Raw genomic sequence first — 20,942 nt, 5'->3', positions numbered from 1 at the left:
TACCGGCGCCGACGCTCGCGCGGGCGGCTCTCCCCGGCGGGGAAGGCGAGCGCGAACTCAGACCGTGGCGCGGATGCGGCCGACGTCCCTGCCCCCGCCCGACACCGCCAGCGGCAGTCGTGCGAGGGTGTCGGCCACCTGATCGGCGGGCAGCGCACCGACGCGTTCGAGCAGGGCGAGGGAGATCGCGGTCGTCGCGCGGCGGCTTCCATCGAGCACCTTGACGACGACGGTGGTGCCGTTCGGCGCCACCATGATCATGACGCCCTCGGCGCCGAACTTGGTGAACACGCCGAGCCGCTCCATCACGATCGTGTCGGGCATGCCGTCGCCCTCGATCGCCCACGGGTGCTCGCGCGCCGTGCGCACGAGGGTTCCCGCCGCGCGATGCAGGGCGAAGGGCGAACGCTCCGACGACGTGCCGATGCGGTGCACGGCGCGCCCGAGAGAGGTGAGGCTCATGGCGTAGACCGGCGCGCCGCATCCGTCGATCGCCGTCGTCGTCACGCGCGAGCCCGTGAGCCGCTCGACGACTTCGCGGATGTGGACCTGCAGCGGGTGCGCCGGGTCGAGGTAGCCCGCGAGGTCCCAGCCGTTCACCGAGCACGCCAGCAGCATCGCGGCGTGCTTGCCCGAGCAGGTCATGCGGATCCGCTGACGCTGCCCCAGATCACGGATGAGCTCGTCACGCGTCGCGCCGTCGCCGGGCCAGGCGGGCGGGCAGCCGAGGTCGTCCTCGCTGACCCCGCCCTGCGCGAGGATCTCCCGCACGACATCGACATGGCGATCGGTCCCCGAGTGGCTCGCAGTGGCCAGCACGAGGCGTTCGCCGTCGAGCTCGGCCCCTGCGGTCAGGCATCCGAGCGCCTGCAGCGGCTTCATGCTCGATCGCGGCAGGATCGGTGCGTCGACGTCGCCGAGCGCGAGCGCCGTCACGCCCTCGGGGTCGAGCACCAGTGCGGCGCCGATGTGACGCGACTCCACGAAGCCACCGCGCTCGACGACGGCGAGCTCCACGGCGTCGGCGGCCGCGATGGTGCCGGTGTGTGCGGACGGGGAAGCGGATGCGTGAGGTGAAACTGCCACGCACAGGAGCCTACTTCGCCGCGTGCCCCGCCCCGGAGGCCGCAGGATGCCACGCGGCGCTGTGCGCTGCAAGACTGGACGCATGATCGGCGAACACCACTATCAGGTGCGCAGCACGTGGACGGGCAACAGGGGAGCCGGCACCGACGGCTATCGCGGCTACGACCGCTCGGTCGATCTGCGGGTCGAGGGCAAGCCGCTCATCGAGGCATCCAGTGATAAGCCGTTCCGCGGCGACGCGTCCAAGTGGAACCCCGAGGACATGCTCGTCGCGGCGCTGTCGGAGTGCCACCTGCTGTCCTATCTGCACGCCTGCGTCGGGGCGGGGGTCGTCGTGGTGTCCTATATGGACGACGCGACGGGGACGATGGTCGAGGACGGCAAGGGAGGGGGAGCGTTCCGCGAGGTCGTCCTGCGCCCGCGGGTCGTCGTGGCCGATGCCGCCATGATCCCCGCAGCCGAGGCCGCGCACGCGCAGGCTCACGAGTGGTGCTTCATCGCGAACTCGGTCGCCTTCCCGGTGCGTCACGAGGCGATCGTGATGGCCGAGTCCTCGGTCGACGCGGCTGCCGGAGACCTCTGACGCCTGCTCAGGACGTTTCGTGCGCCTTAGCGGCGCTCGTGCGGAAGAACCTGCTTGAGGCGTTCGACCGGGTTCGATGCCGGGACCTCGTTGTAGGTGTTCGCGAGCTCCTGGCCCGACAGCTCGTGGATGGCGGCCATGATCTCATCGGTCGCCAGGCGACGCGCCTTGCCGCTCGATGCGGGTCCGAGGTGAGACAGGTCGATCGGCGCGCCGTAGCGCACGGTGACGCGCGGATGCCGCGACGGCATTTTCGCTCCCACGGGCATCGCCTCGTTCGTGCCGATGAGTCCCACCGGCACGACCTGCGCACCTTCTTCGAGCGCGAGGAAGGCGACGCCGGTGCGTCCCTTGTAGAGGCGGCCGTCGAGCGAACGCGTGCCCTCGGGGTACAGCGCGATCGCTCGTCCGGATGCGAGGATGCGTCGCTGCTGGTCGAGCGCGTCGAGTGCGGCTTGTCCGGCGCCGCGCTCGACCGGGGTGGCCCCGATCGCGGTGAAGAAGTGTCGGCTCACCCACCCGCGGAAGCCGGTGCCCTCGAAGTACGACGATTTGGCGAGGAAATAGACGGGGCGCGGGGCGAACATCGGGATGATCAGGGAGTCGATGAACGACAGGTGATTGCTCGCGAAGATGACCTTGCCCTTGCGCGGGATATTGCCGCGGCCCTCGATGCGTGGCCGGTAGATCAACCGGGTGAGGGGCACGAGGACGGCGCGACCGAAGTAGTACGTGAAACCGACTCCGGCGACCTCGTCCGAGGAGGGAGAAGCGGAGGGCTCGGGCGCGTCGGGTGCGCTGACCTGCTCTTGCGTCACCCGTAGATCGTAGTCCCGATCGCATTCCGGTCCGTGCATGGCCCGCCTCACAGCGGGAACAGAAGAAGATGGGCCAGGATGTCACTGTCGGATTCCTCCGGCCATCCCCGCTCCACCACCCTGTGAGGTCATCCCGTGCGCCTGCGCCCGCTCGCCGCCCTGTCCGCTGCCGCCCTGTCGGCGCTCCTGCTCGCCGGCTGCGCCGGCGGGGGAACAGCGACGCCGTCGGATGCGCCGCAGCCGAGCGCCTCGGCCGCCGTAGACCTCTGCGCGGCGCAGGCCGCGGCCGGTGCGGCATCCGATGCCGTCACGGTGACCGGTGACATCGGCAAGCCAGCGGCCGGTGTGGAGTTCACCTCACCGCTGGAGGTGTCTGCGCTTCAGGTCACACAGATCGCCGGCGGGTCGGGCACGGCAGTGAAGGCCGGAGACTTCGTCTCCTTCGGGCTTACGGCGTACGACGCCTCGACCGGCCAGAAGCTCGGCGAGCAGGGGTACGAGCCCGCATCAAGCTTGCCGCAGCAGATTTCCGCGGACAACCCGATTGGGAAGCTCTTTGGGTGCGCGAAGCCCGGCGCCCGCGTCGTCGCGGCTTTCCCCGCCTCGGAAAATGCCTCCGCCCAGGTGTACGTGGTCGATCTCCTCGCCGTCGTGCCGACAGCTGCCTGGGGTGCCCAGCAGGCGCCCGTCGCGGGCATGCCCACCGTCACCCTGGATGCCGATGGCACCCCGAACATCACCATCGACACGTCCGCGACGCCGCCCGCCGAAACCGAGGTCGCGACGCTCAAGAAGGGCGACGGCTACACGGTTCAGTCGGGCGACTCCGTGCTGATCCAGTTCCGCGGCGCACGCTGGTCGTCCGGGAAGCTATTCGACGGCGGCGATACCTGGGCGAGCGCTGCGCCGTACGCGGGACGGACGACGGGCTTCGTCCCCGGGTTCACCAAGGCGCTCGAGGGGCAGACCGTCGGTTCTCAGGTGCTCGTCGTCATCCCGCCGAAGGACGGCTACGGCGATGGTCAGATCAACGACAAGGACCTCAAGGGCGACACCCTCGTCTTCGTCATCGACATCATCGCTGCGCAGAAGGCCCAGCCGACGCAGTAGGCGACGACGGATAGGCTGACGCCATGCGTCGCGTTCTGATCCTCGGTTCCACTGGCTCGATCGGGACGCAGGCCCTCGACGTGATCCGCGAGCGCCGCGACCGGTTCGAGGTCGTGGGTCTCGCCGCCGGGCGGAATGCGGAGCTGCTGGCCGCGCAGGCGAAAGAGTTCGACGTCGCGCACACCGCTCTCGGCGGCGGTCCGGATGCGATCGGAGACGTCGAGCGGCTCATCCGCGACGTCCCGGCCGATGTGGTCCTCAACGGCATCACCGGCTCGATCGGACTCGGCCCGACCCTCGCGGCTCTCGAGACGGGGTGCACCCTCGCTCTCGCCAACAAGGAGTCGCTGATCGTCGGCGGCTCTCTCGTCACGGCGCTCGCCGCTCCGGGGCAGATCGTGCCCGTCGACTCCGAGCATTCGGCGATCGCCCAGGCGCTGCGCTCGGGGACGGCCGGCGAGGTCCGTCGGCTGGTGCTGACCGCTTCCGGCGGTCCCTTCCGCGGCCGCTCCCGGAGCGAGCTGCGCTCGGTCGTGCCGGCGGAGGCCCTCGCCCACCCGACGTGGAACATGGGCCGTGTGGTCACGACGAACTCCGCCACGCTGGTGAACAAGGGTCTCGAGGTCATCGAGGCGCACCTGCTGTTCGGCGTCGACTACGACCGGATCGACGTCGTCGTGCATCCGCAGTCGATCGTCCACTCCATGGTCGAGTTCGTCGACGGATCGACTATCGCGCAGGCATCCCCGCCCGACATGCGTCTGCCGATCTCGCTCGGTGTGGACTGGCCGCACCGGGTCGCCGGCGTCGGAGCGCCGCTGGACTGGACGACCGCCCAGAACTGGACCTTCGAGCCGCTCGACGAGGACGCCTTCCCCTCGGTCGCGCTCGCGAAACAGGTGGGCCGCGCGGGCGGGACGTACCCGGCGGTCTTCAACGCGGCGAACGAGCAGGCCGTCGATGCGTTCCACGAGGGGGCGCTGGGCTTCCTGGGCATCCTCGACACGGTGCGTGCGGTCGTCGAGGCGCACTCGGCCCCCGACGAGCTGTCCCGTGACGCGCTCGTCGAAGCGGAGCGCTGGGCTCGCGCGGAGGCCGATCGTCGGATCTCGGCCGCCTGAGGTCGCGCGGGCTCAGCGCCCGTTCATCCGTTCTCGCACGCGAGAAGGCGATCAGCCCGCCGGGGATGGGGCGGCGGGCTGATCCTGACCCGCTTCGTGGTGGGTCGGCGGCGTCGCGCCGGCGATGGGGCGACGGCGAGCGCGAAGCGGGATGTCAGTAGGTCGTGAGACCGTGCGCCCGGAAGCGTTCCCGTACGCTCTCGGTGGCCGCGGCGGTGGGGGGCTCGGTGCCGTCGAGTTCGTAGGTGCGTCCGAGGCTCGCCCACTTGTCCCGGCCCATCTGATGGAACGGGAGCACCTCGACGCGGCTGACGGTTCCCGGCCGGATCTCGTTGAGCGAGGCCGCGTACTCGGCGACCTTCTCGATGTTGTCCGGGTCGTCGGTGAGTCCGGGGACGAGGACGAAGCGGATCCAGACCTCGGGTCCGTCCGCCCGTTCGGCCAGGCGCCGGCCGAAGGCCAGCGTGGGCGCGAGCTCGCGGCTCGTGACGCGCCGGTAGGTGTCCGGGTCGCCGCTCTTGACGTCCAGCAGCACGAGGTCGGTGTCGTCGAGCATCTGGTCGGTCGCCGCGGCGCCCAGGTAGCCCGAGGTGTCGAGCGCGGTGTGGATGCCGAGCTCCTTCGCGCCGCGCAGGATACGTGCGGCGAAGGCCGGCTGCATGAGGACTTCTCCTCCGGAGAGGGTGATCCCGCCGCCGGTGGCGCGGAAGACGGCCGTGTAGCGCGCGATGCGCGCGAGCAGCTCGTCACTCGTGACGGGCGAGCCCTCCTTCATCGCCATCGTGTCGGGGTTGTGGCAGTAGAGGCACTGCAGCGGGCATCCGCTGAGGAAGGTGGTCAGCCTCGTTCCCGGGCCGTCGACCGCCGTGACCAGCTCCCACGAGTGCACGGAGCCGAGGCGGCCCTCGCGCATGGCCGTCAGCCTCTCGTGGTGGTCGACGTCGGAGGTCTCCAGACCGTCGAGGCCGGCGCCCGCCCGCCGATGGGCGGGCGCCGGGAGGGGGACCTCCAGGCGCACCGCGTCATCGGGGAGGGAGGAAGGCACCACGTTGCATGCGTGGCGACGGAGCATCGTCGCGGCCATGGTCCTCAGCTTCTCTCGTGTGGGTGTTCGTTCGTGATCGGTGCGGGACCGGTCACATCGAGCCGTGGAATGTGCGGGACAGGACGTCGAGCTGCTGCTCGCGCGTCAGTCGCACGAAGTTCACGGCGTAGCCGGACACGCGGATCGTCAGCTGCGGGTAGTTCTCCGGGTGCTCCATGGCATCCTCGAGCGTCTCGCGGTTGAGCACGTTGACGTTCATGTGATAGCCGTGCGAGCCGACGTAGGCATCCAGCAGACCCGCGAGGTTCGCGACCTGCTCCGCCTTCGTGCGGCCGAGGCCGGCCGGGACCACCGTGTTGGTGAGCGAGATGCCGTCCTGTGACTCGGAGTAGGGGAGCTTGGCGACCGACAGCGCCGAGGCGAGCATGCCGTGCGTGTCGCGTCCGTTCATCGGGTTGGCGCCCGGAGCGAACGGCTCGCCGGCACGGCGACCGTCGGGGGTGTTGCCCGTGGCCTTGCCGTAGACGACGTTCGAGGTGATCGTCAGCACCGACTGCGTCGGAAGGGCGTTCCGATACATGGGGTGGCTGCGGATCTTCGCCATGAAGCGCTCGACGAGGTCGACCGCGATGCCGTCGGCCCGGTCGTCGTCGTTGCCGTACGTGGGGAAGGTGCCTTCGGTGACGTAGTCGACGACGATGCCGCGCTCATCGCGGACCGGCGTGACCTTCGCGTACTTGATCGCCGACAGCGAGTCGGCGGCGACGGAGAGACCGGCGATGCCGCACGCCATGGTGCGCAGTACATCCTTGTCGTGCAGGGCCATCTCGAGCCGCTCGTACGCGTACTTGTCGTGCGACCAGTGGATGCAGTTGAGGGCCTCCACGTAGGTCTCGGCGAGCCACGTCATCGTCGCGTCGAAACGGGCCATGACGTCGTCGTAGTCGAGCGGTCCGTCACCGACCGGTGCGGCGACGGGCGAGACCTGCTTGCCCGAGACCTCGTCGCGTCCGCCGTTGATCGCGTACAGCAGCGTCTTGGCGAGGTTCACGCGAGCGCCGAAGAACTGCATCTGCTTGCCGACGCGCATCGGGCTCACGCAGCAGGCGATCGCGGCGTCGTCGCCCCAGGCCGGCCGGATGATCTCATCCGACTCGTACTGGACGGCCGACGTGTCGATCGACACCTGCGCGCAGAAGTCCTTGAAGCCGTCGGGCAGCGCCGGGCTCCAGAACACCGTCATGTTCGGCTCGGGAGCCGGGCCGAGGTTGTAGAGCGTCTGCAGGTAGCGGAAGGAGTTCTTCGTCACCAGCGGACGACCGTCCTCGCCGACGCCGCCGATCGTCTCGGTGACCCAGGTCGGGTCGCCGGAGAACAGGGAGTCGTACTCGGGCGTGCGGAGGAACCGGACGATGCGCAGCTTGATCACGAAGTCGTCGATGATCTCCTGGGCCTCGGTCTCGGTGAGCGTTCCCGCCTCGAGGTCGCGCTGGATGAAGACATCCAGGAAGGTCGAGGTGCGGCCGAGCGACATGGCGGCGCCGTTCTGCTCCTTGACGGCGCCGAGGTAGGCGAAGTAGAGCCACTGCACGGCTTCCTTCGCGGTCTTCGCGGGGCCCGAGATGTCGTAGCCGTACGAGGCGGCCATCTGCTTGAGCTCCTGCAGCGCGCGGATCTGCTCTGCGTGCTCCTCGCGCTCGCGGACGACGGTCTCGGTGAACGGGGTCGTGTCCAGGCCCAGCTTGTCGACCTTCTTGGCGGCGATCAGCTGGTCGACGCCGTACAGCGCGACGCGGCGATAGTCGCCGATGATCCGGCCGCGGCCGTAGGCGTCGGGGAGTCCGGTGATGACGTGCGAGCTGCGGGCCGCACGGACGTTGGGGGAGTAGACGTCGAACACGCCCTGGTTGTGCGTCTTGCGGTAGTTGCTGAAGACCGTCTTGAGCGTCTGGTCGACCTCGTAGCCGTAGGTCTCGAGTGCTCCCTCGACCATGCGCCATCCGCCGTTGGGCATGATCGCGCGGCGCAGCGGCGCATCGGTCTGGAGGCCCACGATGACCTCGTCGTCCTGCGCGATGTAGCCGGGGGCGTGCGCGGTGATGCCGGCGGGAGTGTGTGCGTCGACGTCGTAGATGCCGCGCTCTCGCTCTTCGGGGAACATCGCCGACAGCGTGTCCCAGATGCGGGTGGTGCGGGCCGTGGCGCCGGCGAGGAACGAGGCGTCACCCGCGTACGGCGTGTAGTTGCGCTGGATGAAGTCGCGCACGTCGATCTCGTCCTGCCAGGGGCCGGCGGTGAATCCGGTCCAGGCGGCGGGGAGGGCGTCCTGCGCTGTGGGGGTGACGGTGGTCATGGTCTTCGCTTCCTTACGATCCTCGTGGGATCGGTCCGCACCCATCCGTGTGGACCGTGATCTCAGACTAGTCCTGTGGTCAGACCACTAAGAGAATCCGTCGGAAAGCGACAACGGCAGCAGGGTAGAGCTCGCGGACCTTTGTGGTAAGACCACAAAGGTCCGCGAGCGAGATGTCAGCTGCGGCGGCGTCGCAGAAGGGCGACGACGAGCGCGGCGACGGCGGCCACCAGAGCGCCACCGCTCAGCCAGCGTGCGACCGGATCCGCGTCGCCGGCAGGGTCCGCATGCGCGTCGCCCGCCGCGGCCGCGTCATGGTCGTCGGCAGCGGCCGAGGAGCCGTGGCCGTGCCCGGTCTCGGAGGAGGCGGCACCGACGGCGACGACGGGCGCCGGTGAGGCGAGGTCGTCCTCGGTCTGACCTGCTGCGGCGACCTGCGACCAATCGGTCTGACCGGTGACGCACTTCTGCAGCACGGGGAAGGCCACCGAGGTGTTCTGGGCCGACGCGGCGAAGATGACGTCGAGCGAGAGGGTCGCCGACGTCCCGGACTCGATCGGCGTGATCGCGGTGTAGGTGACCTGCGTGGGAACGCCGTCGTCGCCGAGCTGGCGCGAGATCGTCCAGGCGCCGTCGACGACCGGTGTGACCCCGTCGACACCCTCGGGGATCGTGAAGACGACCGCGGTGGTCGGCGAGTCGTTGCAGCCGTGGCTGAACGAGAACCCGAGCCGGGTGGTCGCGCCGGCGGCGGACTCTTCGGGCGTGACGTGGACGTGCGCCGAGGCGGCGAGCGGGGCGGCGAGCACCAGAGCGGCGCCGGCCGCGATCCCGGTGACGACGAGCGGAAGACGCGCCGGGCGGCGCGGGGGCGTGATGGTGGACATGGAAGGTCTCTCTGTCTGTGATGTCGATGGCGCGCGGTGAACGCCGCGCGGAACGGCTCGTCGCACTCGGATGCGAGGCGGCGACGAACAGCCGCAGGCCCGGATGATCCGGATCAGACGGCGGGGACGGATGCGGGGCATCCGGGAGGCCCGCGGCGCGTCACACAGAGGAGGAAGGCGGCGACGTGCGCACGGCGCGGCACCATGACCGTCGTGGTGGCGACCGGCGCCCGAAGATGCGGTGTCGGCATCCTGCCGAACAGGCGTCGGATGCCGCGGGCGATCGCCACGGCGAGGCGTTCGCCCCAGGCGAGCGCAGCGAAGGTGATGAGCGCCGCGGACGCGTGCCCGAGGATCATCATCACTGCGTCGAACAGCGACACGGCGCCTGTCGCGGCGGATGCGCCGCCCGATGCCGACGCGAGCGGGATCGCCGGAAGGCCGTGGACGTGGTGCGCGAGCGGCGCTGCGGCGCCGGAGCCGTCGCCGACGAGGCTGAACAGCACGTGCAGCACCGCCTGGGCCGAGCCGACCGCCGCCGCGAGGCCGATGAGGCTTCGGCGTCGTCCGACCAGCATCACGCACAACGGGGCGGCGAGCACGGCGACGCCCAGGACCAGCCACACGGGCGGAGCGTGCCCGCCCGCGAGGGTGTGGGCCGTCGCCGCGAAGAGGACGGCGATCGCCGAGGCCGCGGTGCCGCGCACAGCACGAACGCGGCGCACGCGCGCGTGTTCGGGGCCGGTCTCCACGGTCAGAAGCCTAATCGAGCCGTCGTGCCGTGCCCGCCGCCACCACGTGCTCGCTCGCCGCCCCCGCGGCGGGTGCGGCACGGCAAACTCAAAGCGGCCCGCGGTAGCGTCGCCTGCTGTGACCGTCATCGCCTTCGTCCTCGGGGTCGCGTTGCTCGTCGTCGGGCTCGCGATCTCGATCGCCCTGCACGAAATCGGACATCTGGTGCCCGCGAAGGCGTTCGGCGTGCGAGTCGGCCGCTACATGATCGGCTTCGGCCCGACGCTCTGGTCGCGGCGCTTCGGCGAGACGGAGTACGGCGTCAAGGCACTGCCCCTCGGCGGCTACATCTCGATGGCGGGCATGTATCCGCCCTCGCCCGAGTCGGGCTCCCATCGTGCACCCGGTGCGGATGAGGTCCGCGGCGTCGACGTGCGCGTCGGCGCCGAAGGGGACGCGGCCCTCTCCGCCGGCGAGGGACGCAGCACCGGCCGGTTCTTCGCGGCGATGGTGCAAGATGCCCGCACCGCCAACGAGGAGACGCTCGTCGGCGAAGGCGACCGTCCGTTCTTCTACCAGCTGCCCGTGCTCAAGCGCGTCGTCGTCATGCTGGGCGGCCCGGTCATGAACCTGCTGCTCGCGATGGTGTTCTTCGGCATCGCCGTCACCGGGATCGGCGTGCAGACGGCGACCACGACGATCGCGGCGGTCAGCGCGTGCGCCCTGCCCGCCGGCAGCGCGCAGACCGACTGCACTCCGCACGATCCCGCGTCGCCTGCGGCCGCCGCGGGACTGCAGCCGGGCGATGTCATCGTCTCGGTCGCCGGAACGCCGGTGGACACGTTCGCGCAGGCGTCGGAGATCATCCAGGCTTCTCCCGGCCGCGCCCTGACCGTGGTCGTCGACCGCGACGGACGTCAGCAGACGCTGCAAGTGACCCCCATGCTCGCCGAGCGCCAGGTGGCGGGGCCGGATGGCCGTCCGCAGACCGCGGAGGTCGGCTTCGTCGGCATGACCGCGACCGTCGAGTACGTGCACCAGCCCCTGTGGGCCGGGCCGCAGGCCGCGCTCGCGCAGACCGGTCAGGTCGTCGGCATCATGTGGCAGCTGCCCGTGCGGGTCTATCAGACGGCCGTCGACATCGTCACGGGGCAGGCGCGCGACCCGAACAGCCCCATGTCCGTCGTCGGCGCCGGCCGGCTCGCCGGCGAGGTCGCGGCCGGAGACGCACCGGTGCTCAACCGTATCGCCGGCATCCTGAGCGTGCTCGGCGCGCTCAACATCGCACTCTTCGTCTTCAACCTGATCCCGCTGCTGCCGCTCGACGGCGGACACGTCGTCGTCGCTCTGTGGGACGGGGCGAAACGGACGGTGGCGAAGCTCTTCCGGCGACCGCCGCCGCGCCCGGTCGACGCGACACGGCTCGTCCCGGTCACGTTCGTGGTCGTGATCGCCCTGATCCTCATGGGCGGCGTGCTGATGCTCGCCGATATCGTCAACCCGGTGCAGCTGCTGGGCTGACACCGGGCGCTCGCTCCGCGCCCGGTGTCCGAGCCGTCAGGGCTTCTCCTGAAGGACGGGCGCCAACGCGTGCGTCAGCAGCCGGTCGAGCGTCTCCAGTCCATCACGCGACAGGATCGACTCCAGGTGCCCCTGCACGGAGGCGTAGCCGGGGCCGCGCAGCGCGTAGACGTCGCCCGAGGCCGGATCGGCCGAGATCTCGGTGGCGCCCAGGCGTAAGGTTCCCGGGGCGACGCGCGCCGTGAAGGTGTTGTAGAACCCGATGGATGCCGGGCGACCGAACACCTCGACGGTCTTCTGCAGGCCCTGGTGGGGCGATCCGAGCGGAGCGAGGGCGATGCCGAGCGTGTCGGCGAGGATCTGGTGGCTGAGGCACACCGCGAGCAGCGGGCGACCGGAGGCGAGTCGTGCGGCGACGACGGCGCGCATCCGTGCGATGCGCGGGCTCGCCTCATCGCGCGGATCGCCCGGGCCGGGACCGGCCACCACGACGTCAGCGCGCTCGAGCGCGGACGGGTCCGCGTCGTTCCACGGCGTGATGGTCACATCGAAGCCCAGGTGACGCAGCTGGTGCGCGAGCATCGTGGTGAACCGGTCTTCGGCGTCGACGACGACCGCGGTGCGACCGGCGCCCGTGGCGCGGCGCACCGGTATGGCATCCGGCGTGTCCTGCGGGTTCAGCCAGAACGGTGCCAGTCGGTCGTTGCGCGCCGCCAGGAGGGCGGCGATGTCGGGATCGTCGGCGAGGGCGCGACGCTCGCCGACGGGAGCATCCTCATCGAGCGCCGCGCGCTCGGCGACCTCGTCGCGCGGGATCGCGCCGATCGCACCCAGGACGCCCGCGGCCTTGCCGTGCGTTTCGCCGACCTCTCCGTCGGGGTCCGAGTGGCGTACGAGGGTCGCGCCGACCGGCACGCGCAGACGGCCGTCGACGAGATAGGCGGTGCGGATGAGGATGGGGGCGTCGAGGTCGTGTCCCGTGCCGTCGGCCGCCTCGTCGGCGGTGGGCGTGAACAGGGCAGCGACCCCGGAGTAGTACCCGCGCGGAGCCCGTTCGTGACGCTTGATCACGGTGCAGGCGTTCTGCATCGGAGACCCTGTCACCGTCGGGGCGAACATCGTCTCGCGCAGGATCTCGCGCGGGTCCATGGCGCTGCGACCGCGCAGCATGTACTCGGTGTGGGTGAGTCGCGACATCTCCTTGAGGTGCGGGCCGGTGATCCGGCCGCCGTCGCTGCAGACGGCCGACATCATCTTGAGCTCTTCGTCCACGACCATGAACAGCTCCTCGGTCTCCTTCGTGGAGGAGAGGAACTCGGTGAGGGTCGCGGCCGTCGCGCCCCCGGCCGGGTGGCGGAACGTGCCCGAGATCGGGTTCATCGTGACGATCCCGCCCGACGCGCTCACGTGCGCTTCGGGGCTGGCTCCGACGGTGAGGTGGCCGGGCGTCGAGACGAGGAACGTCCAGTACGCGCCACGTTCGTGCTCGAGCAGGGCACGGAACCATGTCAGCCCCGCCGTCAGCGGGTCGACGTCGACGGCGGCGGTGAAGTCGCGTCGGATGACGAAGTTCGCACCCTCGCCGCGGCCGATCTCGTCGGCGATGACGGTGCGGACGATGTCGGCGTAGTCGGTGTCGGACACATCGAACCCGGCGTCGGCGAGGGCCACCGGCTCGGTCGGCAGCTCCGCCAGCACGGCCTGCCGCGGCAGTCTCTGGTGCGTGTCGACGAGGAGGCAGCGCAGGGGAGCGGCGTCGTCGTGGCACTCGAAGCCGCGCTCGACGACCTGGCGATAGGGAACGAGCGCGAGAACCTCGCGCGGTGTCCCTGCGGCGTCATGGAGCGGGATGTCGGCCAGCAGGTCGACGTCCACGACGTCGCCGGTGAGCAGCTCGACCGATTCCGCATCGCGGGCGATCAGGGCGAAGGGACGTCCGGCGCGCAGCGCGGACTCCAGCGGGGAGGGGCTCGGGGTCATCGCCGGGCCTTTCTTCAGGTCGGGCGGGCTGCGTTCGTCCGGGAACGAAAAGACCGCCTCGAGGGCGGTCAGTGTCGAAGGTCGCGAACACACCGCCTCAGCGGGTGGGCCACCAGGAGGCGTTCGCGAACATGCGGTCACGATAGCAGAACGGCGTGGGGCTTCCGGCCCCGTGCCACGCACGGAGCCCCCGCACGGGCTCCGCGGCGTAGGCTGTGGGGGTGCCAGCAGTGAACCTCGGGATGCCCCGCGTGCCGGAAGTCCTCGCCCCGCGTCGCAAGAGCCGCCAGATCAAGGTCGGCAAGGTCCTGGTCGGCGGCGACGCTCCGATCAGCGTCCAGTCGATGTGCACGACGCCGACCACCAACATCAACGCGACCCTCCAGCAGATCGCCGAGCTCACGGCATCCGGCTGCGAGATCGTCCGCGTGGCCGTGCCCAGCCAGGACGACGCCGATGTGCTGCACATCATCGCCAAGAAGAGCCAGATCCCCGTCATCGCCGACATCCACTTCCAGCCGAAGTACGTCTTCCAGGCGATCGACGCCGGGTGCGCCGCCGTCCGGGTGAACCCGGGGAACATCCGCAAGTTCGACGATCAGGTCGGCGCGATCGCGAAAGCTGCGAAGGATGCCGGGGTGTCGCTCCGCATCGGCGTGAACGCCGGATCGCTCGACCGTCGGCTCCTCGAGAAGTACGGCAAGGCGACCCCCGAGGCGCTCGCGGAGAGCGCCGTGTGGGAGGCATCCCTCTTCGAAGAGCACGACTTCCACGACTTCAAGATCTCGGTCAAGCACAACGACCCGATCGTCATGGTCAAGGCGTACCGCCTGCTCGCCGAGCGGGGCGACTGGCCGCTGCACCTCGGCGTCACCGAAGCCGGACCCGCCTTCCAGGGCACGATCAAGAGCGCGACCGCGTTCGGCATCCTGCTCGCCGAAGGCATCGGCGACACGATCCGCGTCTCGCTGTCGGCCCCCCCGGCCGAAGAGGTCAAGGTCGGCCACCAGATCCTGCAGTCGCTGAACCTGCGCGAGCGCAAGCTCGAGATCGTCTCGTGCCCGTCGTGCGGTCGCGCGCAGGTGGATGTCTACACGCTCGCCGACAACGTGACCGAGGGCCTCAAGGACATGACGGTGCCGCTGCGCGTCGCGGTCATGGGGTGCGTCGTCAACGGGCCCGGTGAGGCCCGCGACGCCGACCTCGGCGTGGCATCCGGCAACGGCAAGGGGCAGATCTTCGTGAAGGGCGAGGTCATCAAGACCGTGCCCGAGTCGGAGATCGTCGCGACCCTCATCGAAGAGGCGAACCGCCTCGCCGACGAGATGGGCCCCGACGCGCCGCTCGGCACGGCGCAGGTCGTCACCGCCTGAGTCGGTCGCCGTCCGCCGCGCGGGCGACGCACCGTCCGGTCACCGTTCGGCGAGGTCCGTGAGCGCCCCCATCGGGATCGGTGCCCACGCGGGTCTGTTCCGCGCCTCGTAGACGACCTCGTAGACCGCCTTGTCGGCCACGTACGCGTCGAGGAGCGTCCGCCGCGCGAGCGCGTCGCGGTCGGACCGAGCGCCGCCGTCCATCTCGTCCAGAGCCGCCAGGTAGGCGTCGACGAAGCTTCGCTGCGCGCGCTCGGACCACCGACGGGCCTGTTCCGAGCGCTCGCCGCGTTCCTGCGCGCTCGAGGGCGCGCGCGACATCTCGACGACACCCGTCGCGTAGTCGAACGAGCGGAGCATTCCGGCCACGTCGCGCAGCGGCGAGTCGGGCAGAGAGCGCTCCTCGAACGGTCGCCCGGGTTCTCCCTCGAAGTCGACGATCCGCCAGCCGTGGGCGGTGCGCAGCGTCTGCCCGAGATGCAGATCGCCGTGGATGCGCTGCACGTCGAGCCCCTCCGTGTCGGACACGGCCGCGTAGAGCGCGCGCAGGCGCGGTGCGACGTGCGCGAGATCGGGCACGACCCGCAGCGCCGCGTCCAGCCGCGTCGACATGGCGCGGGCGAGCTCCGCGGTGCTGTCGCGGCCTCGACGCTCGGCGGGGAAGGTCTGGCGGAGCACGTCATGCACGTCGGCCAGCGCCTCGCCGAGACGCGCGGCTTCGCCGGCGAAGTCTCCTCCCGAGCCGTCGACGCCCTGCTCCGGATCGGCCAGGAGAGTACGAACGCTGCCGAGGGCGAGTTCGAAGCCGTCCGTGGCTGTGCGCAGGAACTCCTGCAGCATCGCCAGCTGGACCGTCTGTCCGTCGACTTCCGTCTCGACCCAGCCGTACAGGGTCGCCACGTGCGGGGAACCGGCGCGGGTCAGCTCATCGTGGATCTCGATATCCGGATTGACGCCGGGGCTCACCTTGCGGAAGAGCTTCATGATCGCGACGTCGTCGAACCGCACGGACGAGTTCGACTGCTCGCCGGTCATCGGCGAGGAACGCAGGCCCGGATCGAGCGCATCGCCGCCGCTCACGCGCCGGAAGCGCAGGCCGCCGACATCGGTCGAGCCCTGGGGCTCGGCCCCGACGAATCCGTCGAGCCACCACTGCATCGAATCACGGTCGTGCAGCGCGTCGTAGAGGTGCCGCGTGCGCCCCTCGTACTCCGTCGGTCCGACGTAGGCGTGGCCGATGCGGTCCTCGATCTCGTCGTACAGCGCCAGCGGTACCTGATAGCGCTCCGAGCCGTCCTCGTCGTCGGTGTACGTCACCGTCACGAGGCACACGGCGACATCGGGCAGCGCGGTCCGGCCCGACAGAACACCGAGCGTGCGTGCGTCGGTCACGGTGAAGGGGCGCCCCTTGCCCGCGAACCAGCGGGTGCGCACGAGGTAGGCCTCGAGCGTGGCATGGTCCATCTCGATCACAGCAGTCCTCCCTCCGCCGGCTCGTCGGCCGGCGCGTGCAGCTGGAACCAGAAGAACGCGTGTCCGCCCAGCGTCAGCAGGTACGGCAGCTCGCCGATGCGGGGGAACGGCACACCGCCGACCAGTTCGACCGGCGTCATCCCCTCGAACCTGCGCAGGTCGAGTTCGACCGGCTGCGGGAACTGCGACAGGTTGTTGACGCACAGGATCACGTCGACGCTGCCGTCCGCGTTCGTGTGCTCCCGCGAGTACGAGAGTACGGCCGGGTTCGACCCGCCGAGGTCGTTGAAGCTGCCGAGCCCGAACGCCGGGTGGCGCTTCCGGGCCTGGATCATCTGCCGCGTCCACTGCAGAAGAGAGGAACGATCCTCCTGCTGTGCCTCGACGTTGACGGCGAGGTACCCGTAGACGGGGTCCTGCACGAGCGGCAGGTTCAGCCGCCCGGGGTTCGCGCTCGAGAACCCGGCGTTACGGTCGCTCGTCCACTGCATCGGCGTGCGGACGCCGTCACGGTCGCCGAGCCAGATGTTGTCGCCCATGCCGATCTCGTCGCCGTAGTACAGCACGGGCGATCCGGGCAGTGACAGCAGGAGAGCCGTGAACAGCTCGATGCGGTCGATGTCGTTGTCGAGCAGCGGGGCGAGGCGGCGACGGATGCCGATGTTCGCTTTCATCCGCGGGTCCTGCGCGTACTCGTGCCACATGTAGTCGCGGTCTTCGTCGGTGACCATCTCGAGCGTGAGCTCGTCGTGGTTGCGCAGGAAGATGCCCCACTGGCATCCGGCGGGGATGGGCGGCGTCTCGGCGAGGATCTCGCTGATCGGATAGCGGGATTCCCGTCGTACCGCCATGAAGATGCGCGGCATCACCGGAAAGTGGAAGCACATGTGGCATTCGTCCCCGCCGACCTCCGGGTCGCCGAAGTAGTCGACGACGTCGGCGGGCCACTGATTGGCCTCGGCCAGCAGTACGCGGCCCGGGTAGTTGTCGTCGACGAACCGGCGCACGGTCCGCAGGAACTCGTGGGTCTCGGGCAGGTTCTCGCCGTTCGTTCCCTCGCGTTCGAACAGGTACGGCACTGCGTCGAGCCGGAACCCGTCGAGCCCCATGTCGAGCCAGAAGCGCATGGCCTCCAGCATCGCCTCGCCGACGCGCGGGTTGTCGAAATTCAGGTCGGGCTGGTGCGAGAAGAACCGGTGCCAGAAGTACTGCTGCCGCACCGGATCCCACGTCCAGTTGCTCGGCTCGGTGTCGACGAAGATGATCCGCGCGTCGTCGTAGAGCTGATCGGTGTCGCTCCACACGTAGAAGTCGCCGTAGGGCCCCGTCGGGTCGGTGCGGCTCGCCTGGAACCACGGATGCTCGTCGCTCGTGTGGTTCATGACGAAGTCGATGATCACCTTGATGCCGCGCCGGTGCGCCGCGTCGAGGAAGTCCTGGAAGTCCTGGATGGTGCCGAGGCCCGGTTGGATGCCGGTGTAGTCCGACACGTCGTAGCCTCCGTCGCGCAGCGGCGACGGGAAGAACGGGGGCACCCAGAGACAGTCGACGCCGAGCCATTCGAGGTAGTCGAGCTTCCCGATGAGTCCGCGGAAGTCTCCCGTGCCGTCGCCATCGGAGTCATGGAACGAGCGCACCAGCACCTCGTAGAAGACGGCCGTCTTGAACCACTCCGGTGAGGGGCTTCCCGGCGTGTCCGGAAACGGCTCCTGAGTGAGGATCGGGATCGACGCTGTGTACGGGGCCGGCTCGGTGGGGTCGCTCATGCAGTCATCCTTCGCCTCGGATGATCCCAATCTGCTACAGATGCGCGCCCGCCGCACGCCCTTGATCGATATCGGCGGGGGTGTTACGAGTGACGAGGTGCGGTGCTCCTCGACCTCTGCCGATGCTGCGCGGGAGGGACGTGACGGAATCGTTGCCGACCGCACCACGTGCGGACGGCGCGACGGTGCCACGATGAGAGCATGATCGCCCCCGCGCTCCGTGCCCTCTCCGCCCTGGGAATCGTGGTCGTCCTCGGCGTCACCGGCTGCGCCGCGACAGGGTCGGCGGCCGACCCCGCGCCGTCGGGACAGGTGACGTCGTCGACGCCGCCGAGCGCGTCGGCGACACCCTCGCCGACGGCGGCAGCGTGGACGGTCGCGTTCGGGGGACAGTGCGACGCGATGCTCACGCCGTCGCAGCGTGACGCCCGCGTCGGGCCGGGGGCACTCGAGCAGTCGGTGTGGCTTTCGCAGCAGCTGGCCGATGTCGCGGGAGCCGAGACCACCACGGCGCCGCCGGGGCCCGAAGCAACGGCGGGCGGCCTGAGATGCACCTGGTTCGAAAAGACGGACTCGTCGCGGACGGGGCGTGCCTGGACCGTGTTCGCGCTGCCTCGGCAGGTAGCCGCCCCGACCGTGACGGCGGCGCTCGCCGAGCCCGCGTGCGAGTGGAACTACGACACGCGCGTCTGCCGCTGGGGTCGCACGGTCGGGGGACTGTGGGTCATGGTCGCGTCCTCGCCGATGGAGGAGGGTGAGCAGGCTCCCGTCGACGTCATGTCGTCGCTGCTCGACGACGTCGCCGCGAATGCGACGGCCTTTCCGGAGCCGGTTCCCCTCGCGCCGACGGCCCCGCGGTGGAAGATCACGGAATGCACGGCTCTGGGCGCACGGATGGCTCTCGAGCAGGTCATCGGCGAGGGCTACTGGTCGGGGTACTGGGAGGGCTCGCGCCAGCCCGAGGACGACCTCTTCGAGCACGCCGGGGTCCAGCAGTTCTGTCAGTTCGGGCCGGGCGACGACGCCGTCACCGGCGGCACGTACGGGCTGATTTCGGTGACGCTGCAGCCGGGCGGGGCCTGGATGTGGCCGACCGTGTCGGCCGATGCCGGCGATCGGACGCACCTGGACGGCGCGACCGACGCCCGGCTCACCGTGATGACGGGTTCTTCTTTCGTGGGTGACCGGCTGGTCGCGACGGACGGCACGAATCTGATCCGCGTCCGCGTCGGCGGGCGAGAGGCGTCACTCGACGTCGCGGGTCGGGCCCTCGCCGCCCTCGCGCACGGGTGAGGGCCCGCCGCGGCGGCGAGGGCTCGACGCGTCAGACGGACGGGTCCCAGAGGGAGTGGTACGCGTTGATCGCGGGCTGGCCGCCGAGGTGCGCGTACAGCACGGTGGACGAGGCCGGGATGTCGTGGGTGCGCACCAGATCGATGAGCCCGGCGAGCGATTTGCCCTCGTAGACCGGATCGGTGATCATCGCCTCCAGTTGCGCGCCGAGAGCCATCGCATCCATCGTCGAGTCGACGGGGATGCCGTACAGCTCGCCCGCCCAGCCCTCCAGCACCTGGATCTCGTCGTCACGCAGGTCGCGACCGAGCTCGATGAGCTCCGCCGTGTGCCGGGCGATCCGTGCGACCTGGTCGCGGGTCTTCTGCAGCGTCGCGGAGGCGTCGATGCCGATCACCCGACGCCGGATGCCCGTGAGCTCCTCGAGGGCTGCGAACCCGGCGATCATGCCGGCGTGGGTGGATCCCGTCACCGTGCACACGACGATCGTGTCGAAGAAGACGCCGAGCTGCTTCTCCTGGTCGGCGACCTCGAACGCCCAGTTCGCGAAGCCGAGGCCTCCGAGCCGGTGCTCGCTGGCTCCGGCGGGGATCGGATACGGCACGCCGCCGGCGGCCTCGACCTCGGCGAGGGCCTGCTTCCACGAGTCGCGGATGCCGATGTCGAAACCGGCGTCGTCGAGGCGTGAGTCGGCGCCCATCATGCGCGAGAGGAGGATGTTGCCGACCTGGTCGTTCGTGGGATCGTCCCAGGGGACCCACTTCTCCTGGACGAGACGGGCCTTCAGCCCCAGATGGGCGGCGACGGCGGCGACCTGGCGGGTGTGGTTGGACTGGTAGCCGCCGATCGAGACGAGGGTGTCGGCCCCCGAGGCGAGCACGTCGGGCACGATGTACTCGAGCTTGCGCGTCTTGTTGCCCCCGAAGGCCAGGCCGCTCGAGACGTCCTCGCGCTTGGCCCAGACCTGCGCTCCGCCGAGGTGTCGACTGAGCCGTGCCAGGTGATGCACGGGGCTCGGCCCGAACGTGAGCGGGTGGCGGGGGAACTCGTGCAGCTTCATGGTCGGTGCTCCTCGGTCGGTGTGGGGTGGGTGTCGGTCCGCGGCGCGAGCGAGAGGCTCCGCCAGGTCTGTTCGGCGAGGTGGGCGGCGGCCTCGGCGTCGCCGTCCGCGCATGCCGCGATGAGGCGGGCATGGCGTTCGGCGGATTCGGCGCCTTCATGCGAGCCGAAGCGCAGGCGCTCGGCGCGTCGGAGGACGGGTTCGTACTGGGAGAGCACGCCCGCGACGGCCGCGTTGCCGCACGCCGAGACCGCGACCGCGTGGAATCGTGCATCGGCGATGACGGCGGCGTCGAGGTCGCCGCGACGTTGCGCGGCGGTGAAGTCGGCGTTCGCCGCCCGCATCTCGTCGAGGTCTGCCGGCGTCAGCCGCGCGACCGCTTCACGTGCCGCGACGCCGTGCATGGCGGCGACGACGGATTGCGCGTCGAGGATCGCGCGGTCTTCGAGGGGGGCGACGACCGTGGAACGGCCCGGCGTGCTGCGCACGAGGCCCGCACGTGCGAGTTCGAGAAGCGCCTCGCGCACCGGCGTGCGGCTCACGCCGAGGCGCTCGGCCAGATCCCCGTCGCGTAGCTGCTCGCCGGGGGCGAGGGAACCGTCGACGATCGCGTCGCGGAGCCTCGACAGGATGTCGTCGCGCAGGAGTGTGCGAGAAAGGGGAGCGACGGAAAGGGGCACGATATGCAATATATCGCAGATGGGCGCGCCTACCCAGAGCCAGGCGGATCCGTCGTCGGCG

The 20,942-nt window shown here is 70.2% G+C and carries 17 protein-coding genes; 6 read left to right on the top strand and 11 right to left on the bottom strand.

The annotated features are described in order from the left end of the window. Positions 1-57: 57 nt before the first annotated feature. Positions 58-1,086: an asparaginase gene (locus tag JOE64_RS10500; protein WP_271202585.1), complete on the bottom strand. Its 1,029-nt coding sequence runs from the start codon at positions 1,084-1,086 to the stop codon at positions 58-60. Positions 1,087-1,168: 82 nt separating this feature from the next. Between JOE64_RS10500 and JOE64_RS10495 the strand changes: the two genes are divergently transcribed. Continuing rightward, on the top strand, positions 1,169-1,669 hold the full coding sequence (locus tag JOE64_RS10495) for an OsmC family protein (protein ID WP_204964201.1): 501 nt from the start codon (positions 1,169-1,171) through the stop codon (positions 1,667-1,669). Positions 1,670-1,695: 26 nt separating this feature from the next. Here JOE64_RS10495 and JOE64_RS10490 read toward each other — a convergent pair whose 3' ends face one another. Beyond that, positions 1,696-2,487, bottom strand: a complete 792-nt coding sequence (locus JOE64_RS10490; protein ID WP_271202586.1) for a lysophospholipid acyltransferase family protein — start codon at positions 2,485-2,487, stop codon at positions 1,696-1,698. A 135-nt stretch (positions 2,488-2,622) separates the two neighbouring features. Here JOE64_RS10490 and JOE64_RS10485 point away from each other — a divergent pair, with 135 nt between their 5' ends. Both JOE64_RS10485 and JOE64_RS10480 read left to right on the top strand, forming a co-directional pair. Beyond that, positions 2,623-3,597: an FKBP-type peptidyl-prolyl cis-trans isomerase gene (locus JOE64_RS10485; protein ID WP_204964199.1), complete on the top strand. Its 975-nt coding sequence runs from the start codon at positions 2,623-2,625 to the stop codon at positions 3,595-3,597. Positions 3,598-3,620: 23 nt separating this feature from the next. Beyond that, complete coding sequence (locus JOE64_RS10480; RefSeq protein ID WP_204964198.1) at positions 3,621-4,718, top strand: 1-deoxy-D-xylulose-5-phosphate reductoisomerase; 1,098 nt, start codon at positions 3,621-3,623, stop codon at positions 4,716-4,718. Positions 4,719-4,872: 154 nt separating this feature from the next. Here the strand turns inward: JOE64_RS10480 and pflA are convergent, their stop codons facing one another. The 4 genes from pflA to JOE64_RS10460 form a co-directional block, all read right to left on the bottom strand. Beyond that, positions 4,873-5,790 carry a pyruvate formate-lyase-activating protein gene (pflA, locus tag JOE64_RS10475; RefSeq protein WP_372432904.1) on the bottom strand — a complete coding sequence of 306 codons (918 nt, stop codon included), beginning with the start codon at positions 5,788-5,790 and terminating at the stop codon, positions 4,873-4,875. 64 nt (positions 5,791-5,854) lie between these two features. Beyond that, a complete protein-coding gene (pflB, locus tag JOE64_RS10470) occupies positions 5,855-8,116 on the bottom strand; it encodes a formate C-acetyltransferase (protein ID WP_204964196.1) in 2,262 nt (753 codons plus the stop codon). Positions 8,117-8,292: 176 nt separating this feature from the next. Continuing rightward, a complete protein-coding gene (locus JOE64_RS10465; RefSeq protein WP_204964195.1) occupies positions 8,293-9,003 on the bottom strand; it encodes a DUF1775 domain-containing protein in 711 nt (236 codons plus the stop codon). 113 nt (positions 9,004-9,116) lie between these two features. After that, positions 9,117-9,755: a hypothetical protein gene (locus JOE64_RS10460; protein WP_204964194.1), complete on the bottom strand. Its 639-nt coding sequence runs from the start codon at positions 9,753-9,755 to the stop codon at positions 9,117-9,119. 118 nt (positions 9,756-9,873) lie between these two features. Here JOE64_RS10460 and JOE64_RS10455 point away from each other — a divergent pair, with 118 nt between their 5' ends. Continuing rightward, on the top strand, positions 9,874-11,256 hold the full coding sequence (locus tag JOE64_RS10455) for a M50 family metallopeptidase (protein ID WP_204964193.1): 1,383 nt from the start codon (positions 9,874-9,876) through the stop codon (positions 11,254-11,256). A gap of 36 nt (positions 11,257-11,292) precedes the next feature. Here the strand turns inward: JOE64_RS10455 and JOE64_RS10450 are convergent, their stop codons facing one another. Next, positions 11,293-13,236 (bottom strand): anthranilate synthase family protein, encoded by a 1,944-nt coding sequence (locus JOE64_RS10450; protein WP_204964192.1) that lies wholly within the window; start codon positions 13,234-13,236, stop codon positions 11,293-11,295. Positions 13,237-13,478: 242 nt separating this feature from the next. Here JOE64_RS10450 and ispG point away from each other — a divergent pair, with 242 nt between their 5' ends. After that, complete coding sequence (ispG, locus tag JOE64_RS10445; RefSeq protein WP_204965050.1) at positions 13,479-14,609, top strand: flavodoxin-dependent (E)-4-hydroxy-3-methylbut-2-enyl-diphosphate synthase; 1,131 nt, start codon at positions 13,479-13,481, stop codon at positions 14,607-14,609. A 39-nt stretch (positions 14,610-14,648) separates the two neighbouring features. On the opposite strand, the gene JOE64_RS10440 is transcribed toward ispG, so the two are convergent. Continuing rightward, positions 14,649-16,073, bottom strand: a complete 1,425-nt coding sequence (locus JOE64_RS10440; RefSeq protein ID WP_239532159.1) for a maltokinase N-terminal cap-like domain-containing protein — start codon at positions 16,071-16,073, stop codon at positions 14,649-14,651. Positions 16,074-16,078: 5 nt separating this feature from the next. Then, positions 16,079-17,848, bottom strand: a complete 1,770-nt coding sequence (gene treS / locus JOE64_RS10435) for a maltose alpha-D-glucosyltransferase (protein WP_204964190.1) — start codon at positions 17,846-17,848, stop codon at positions 16,079-16,081. A 201-nt stretch (positions 17,849-18,049) separates the two neighbouring features. Between treS and JOE64_RS10430 the strand changes: the two genes are divergently transcribed. Next, on the top strand, positions 18,050-19,141 hold the full coding sequence (locus JOE64_RS10430) for a hypothetical protein (RefSeq protein ID WP_204965119.1): 1,092 nt from the start codon (positions 18,050-18,052) through the stop codon (positions 19,139-19,141). Positions 19,142-19,172: 31 nt separating this feature from the next. On the opposite strand, the gene JOE64_RS10425 is transcribed toward JOE64_RS10430, so the two are convergent. Both JOE64_RS10425 and JOE64_RS10420 read right to left on the bottom strand, forming a co-directional pair. Then, on the bottom strand, positions 19,173-20,201 hold the full coding sequence (locus tag JOE64_RS10425) for a 1-aminocyclopropane-1-carboxylate deaminase (RefSeq protein ID WP_204964189.1): 1,029 nt from the start codon (positions 20,199-20,201) through the stop codon (positions 19,173-19,175). After that, the gene (locus tag JOE64_RS10420) at positions 20,198-20,881 is read right to left on the bottom strand and encodes a GntR family transcriptional regulator (RefSeq protein ID WP_204964188.1); all 684 of its coding nucleotides are present in this window, start codon (positions 20,879-20,881) and stop codon (positions 20,198-20,200) included. Before JOE64_RS10420 ends, JOE64_RS10425 begins: the two co-directional genes overlap by 4 nt. Between the last annotated feature and the right edge of the window lie 61 nt (positions 20,882-20,942).

Origin of the sequence: Microbacterium dextranolyticum (genome assembly GCF_016907295.1) — a bacterium.
GTDB lineage: Bacteria > Actinomycetota > Actinomycetes > Actinomycetales > Microbacteriaceae > Microbacterium > Microbacterium dextranolyticum.
Note: the sequence above shows the minus strand (reverse complement) of the source record. Positions and strands in the feature narration are given on the sequence as shown.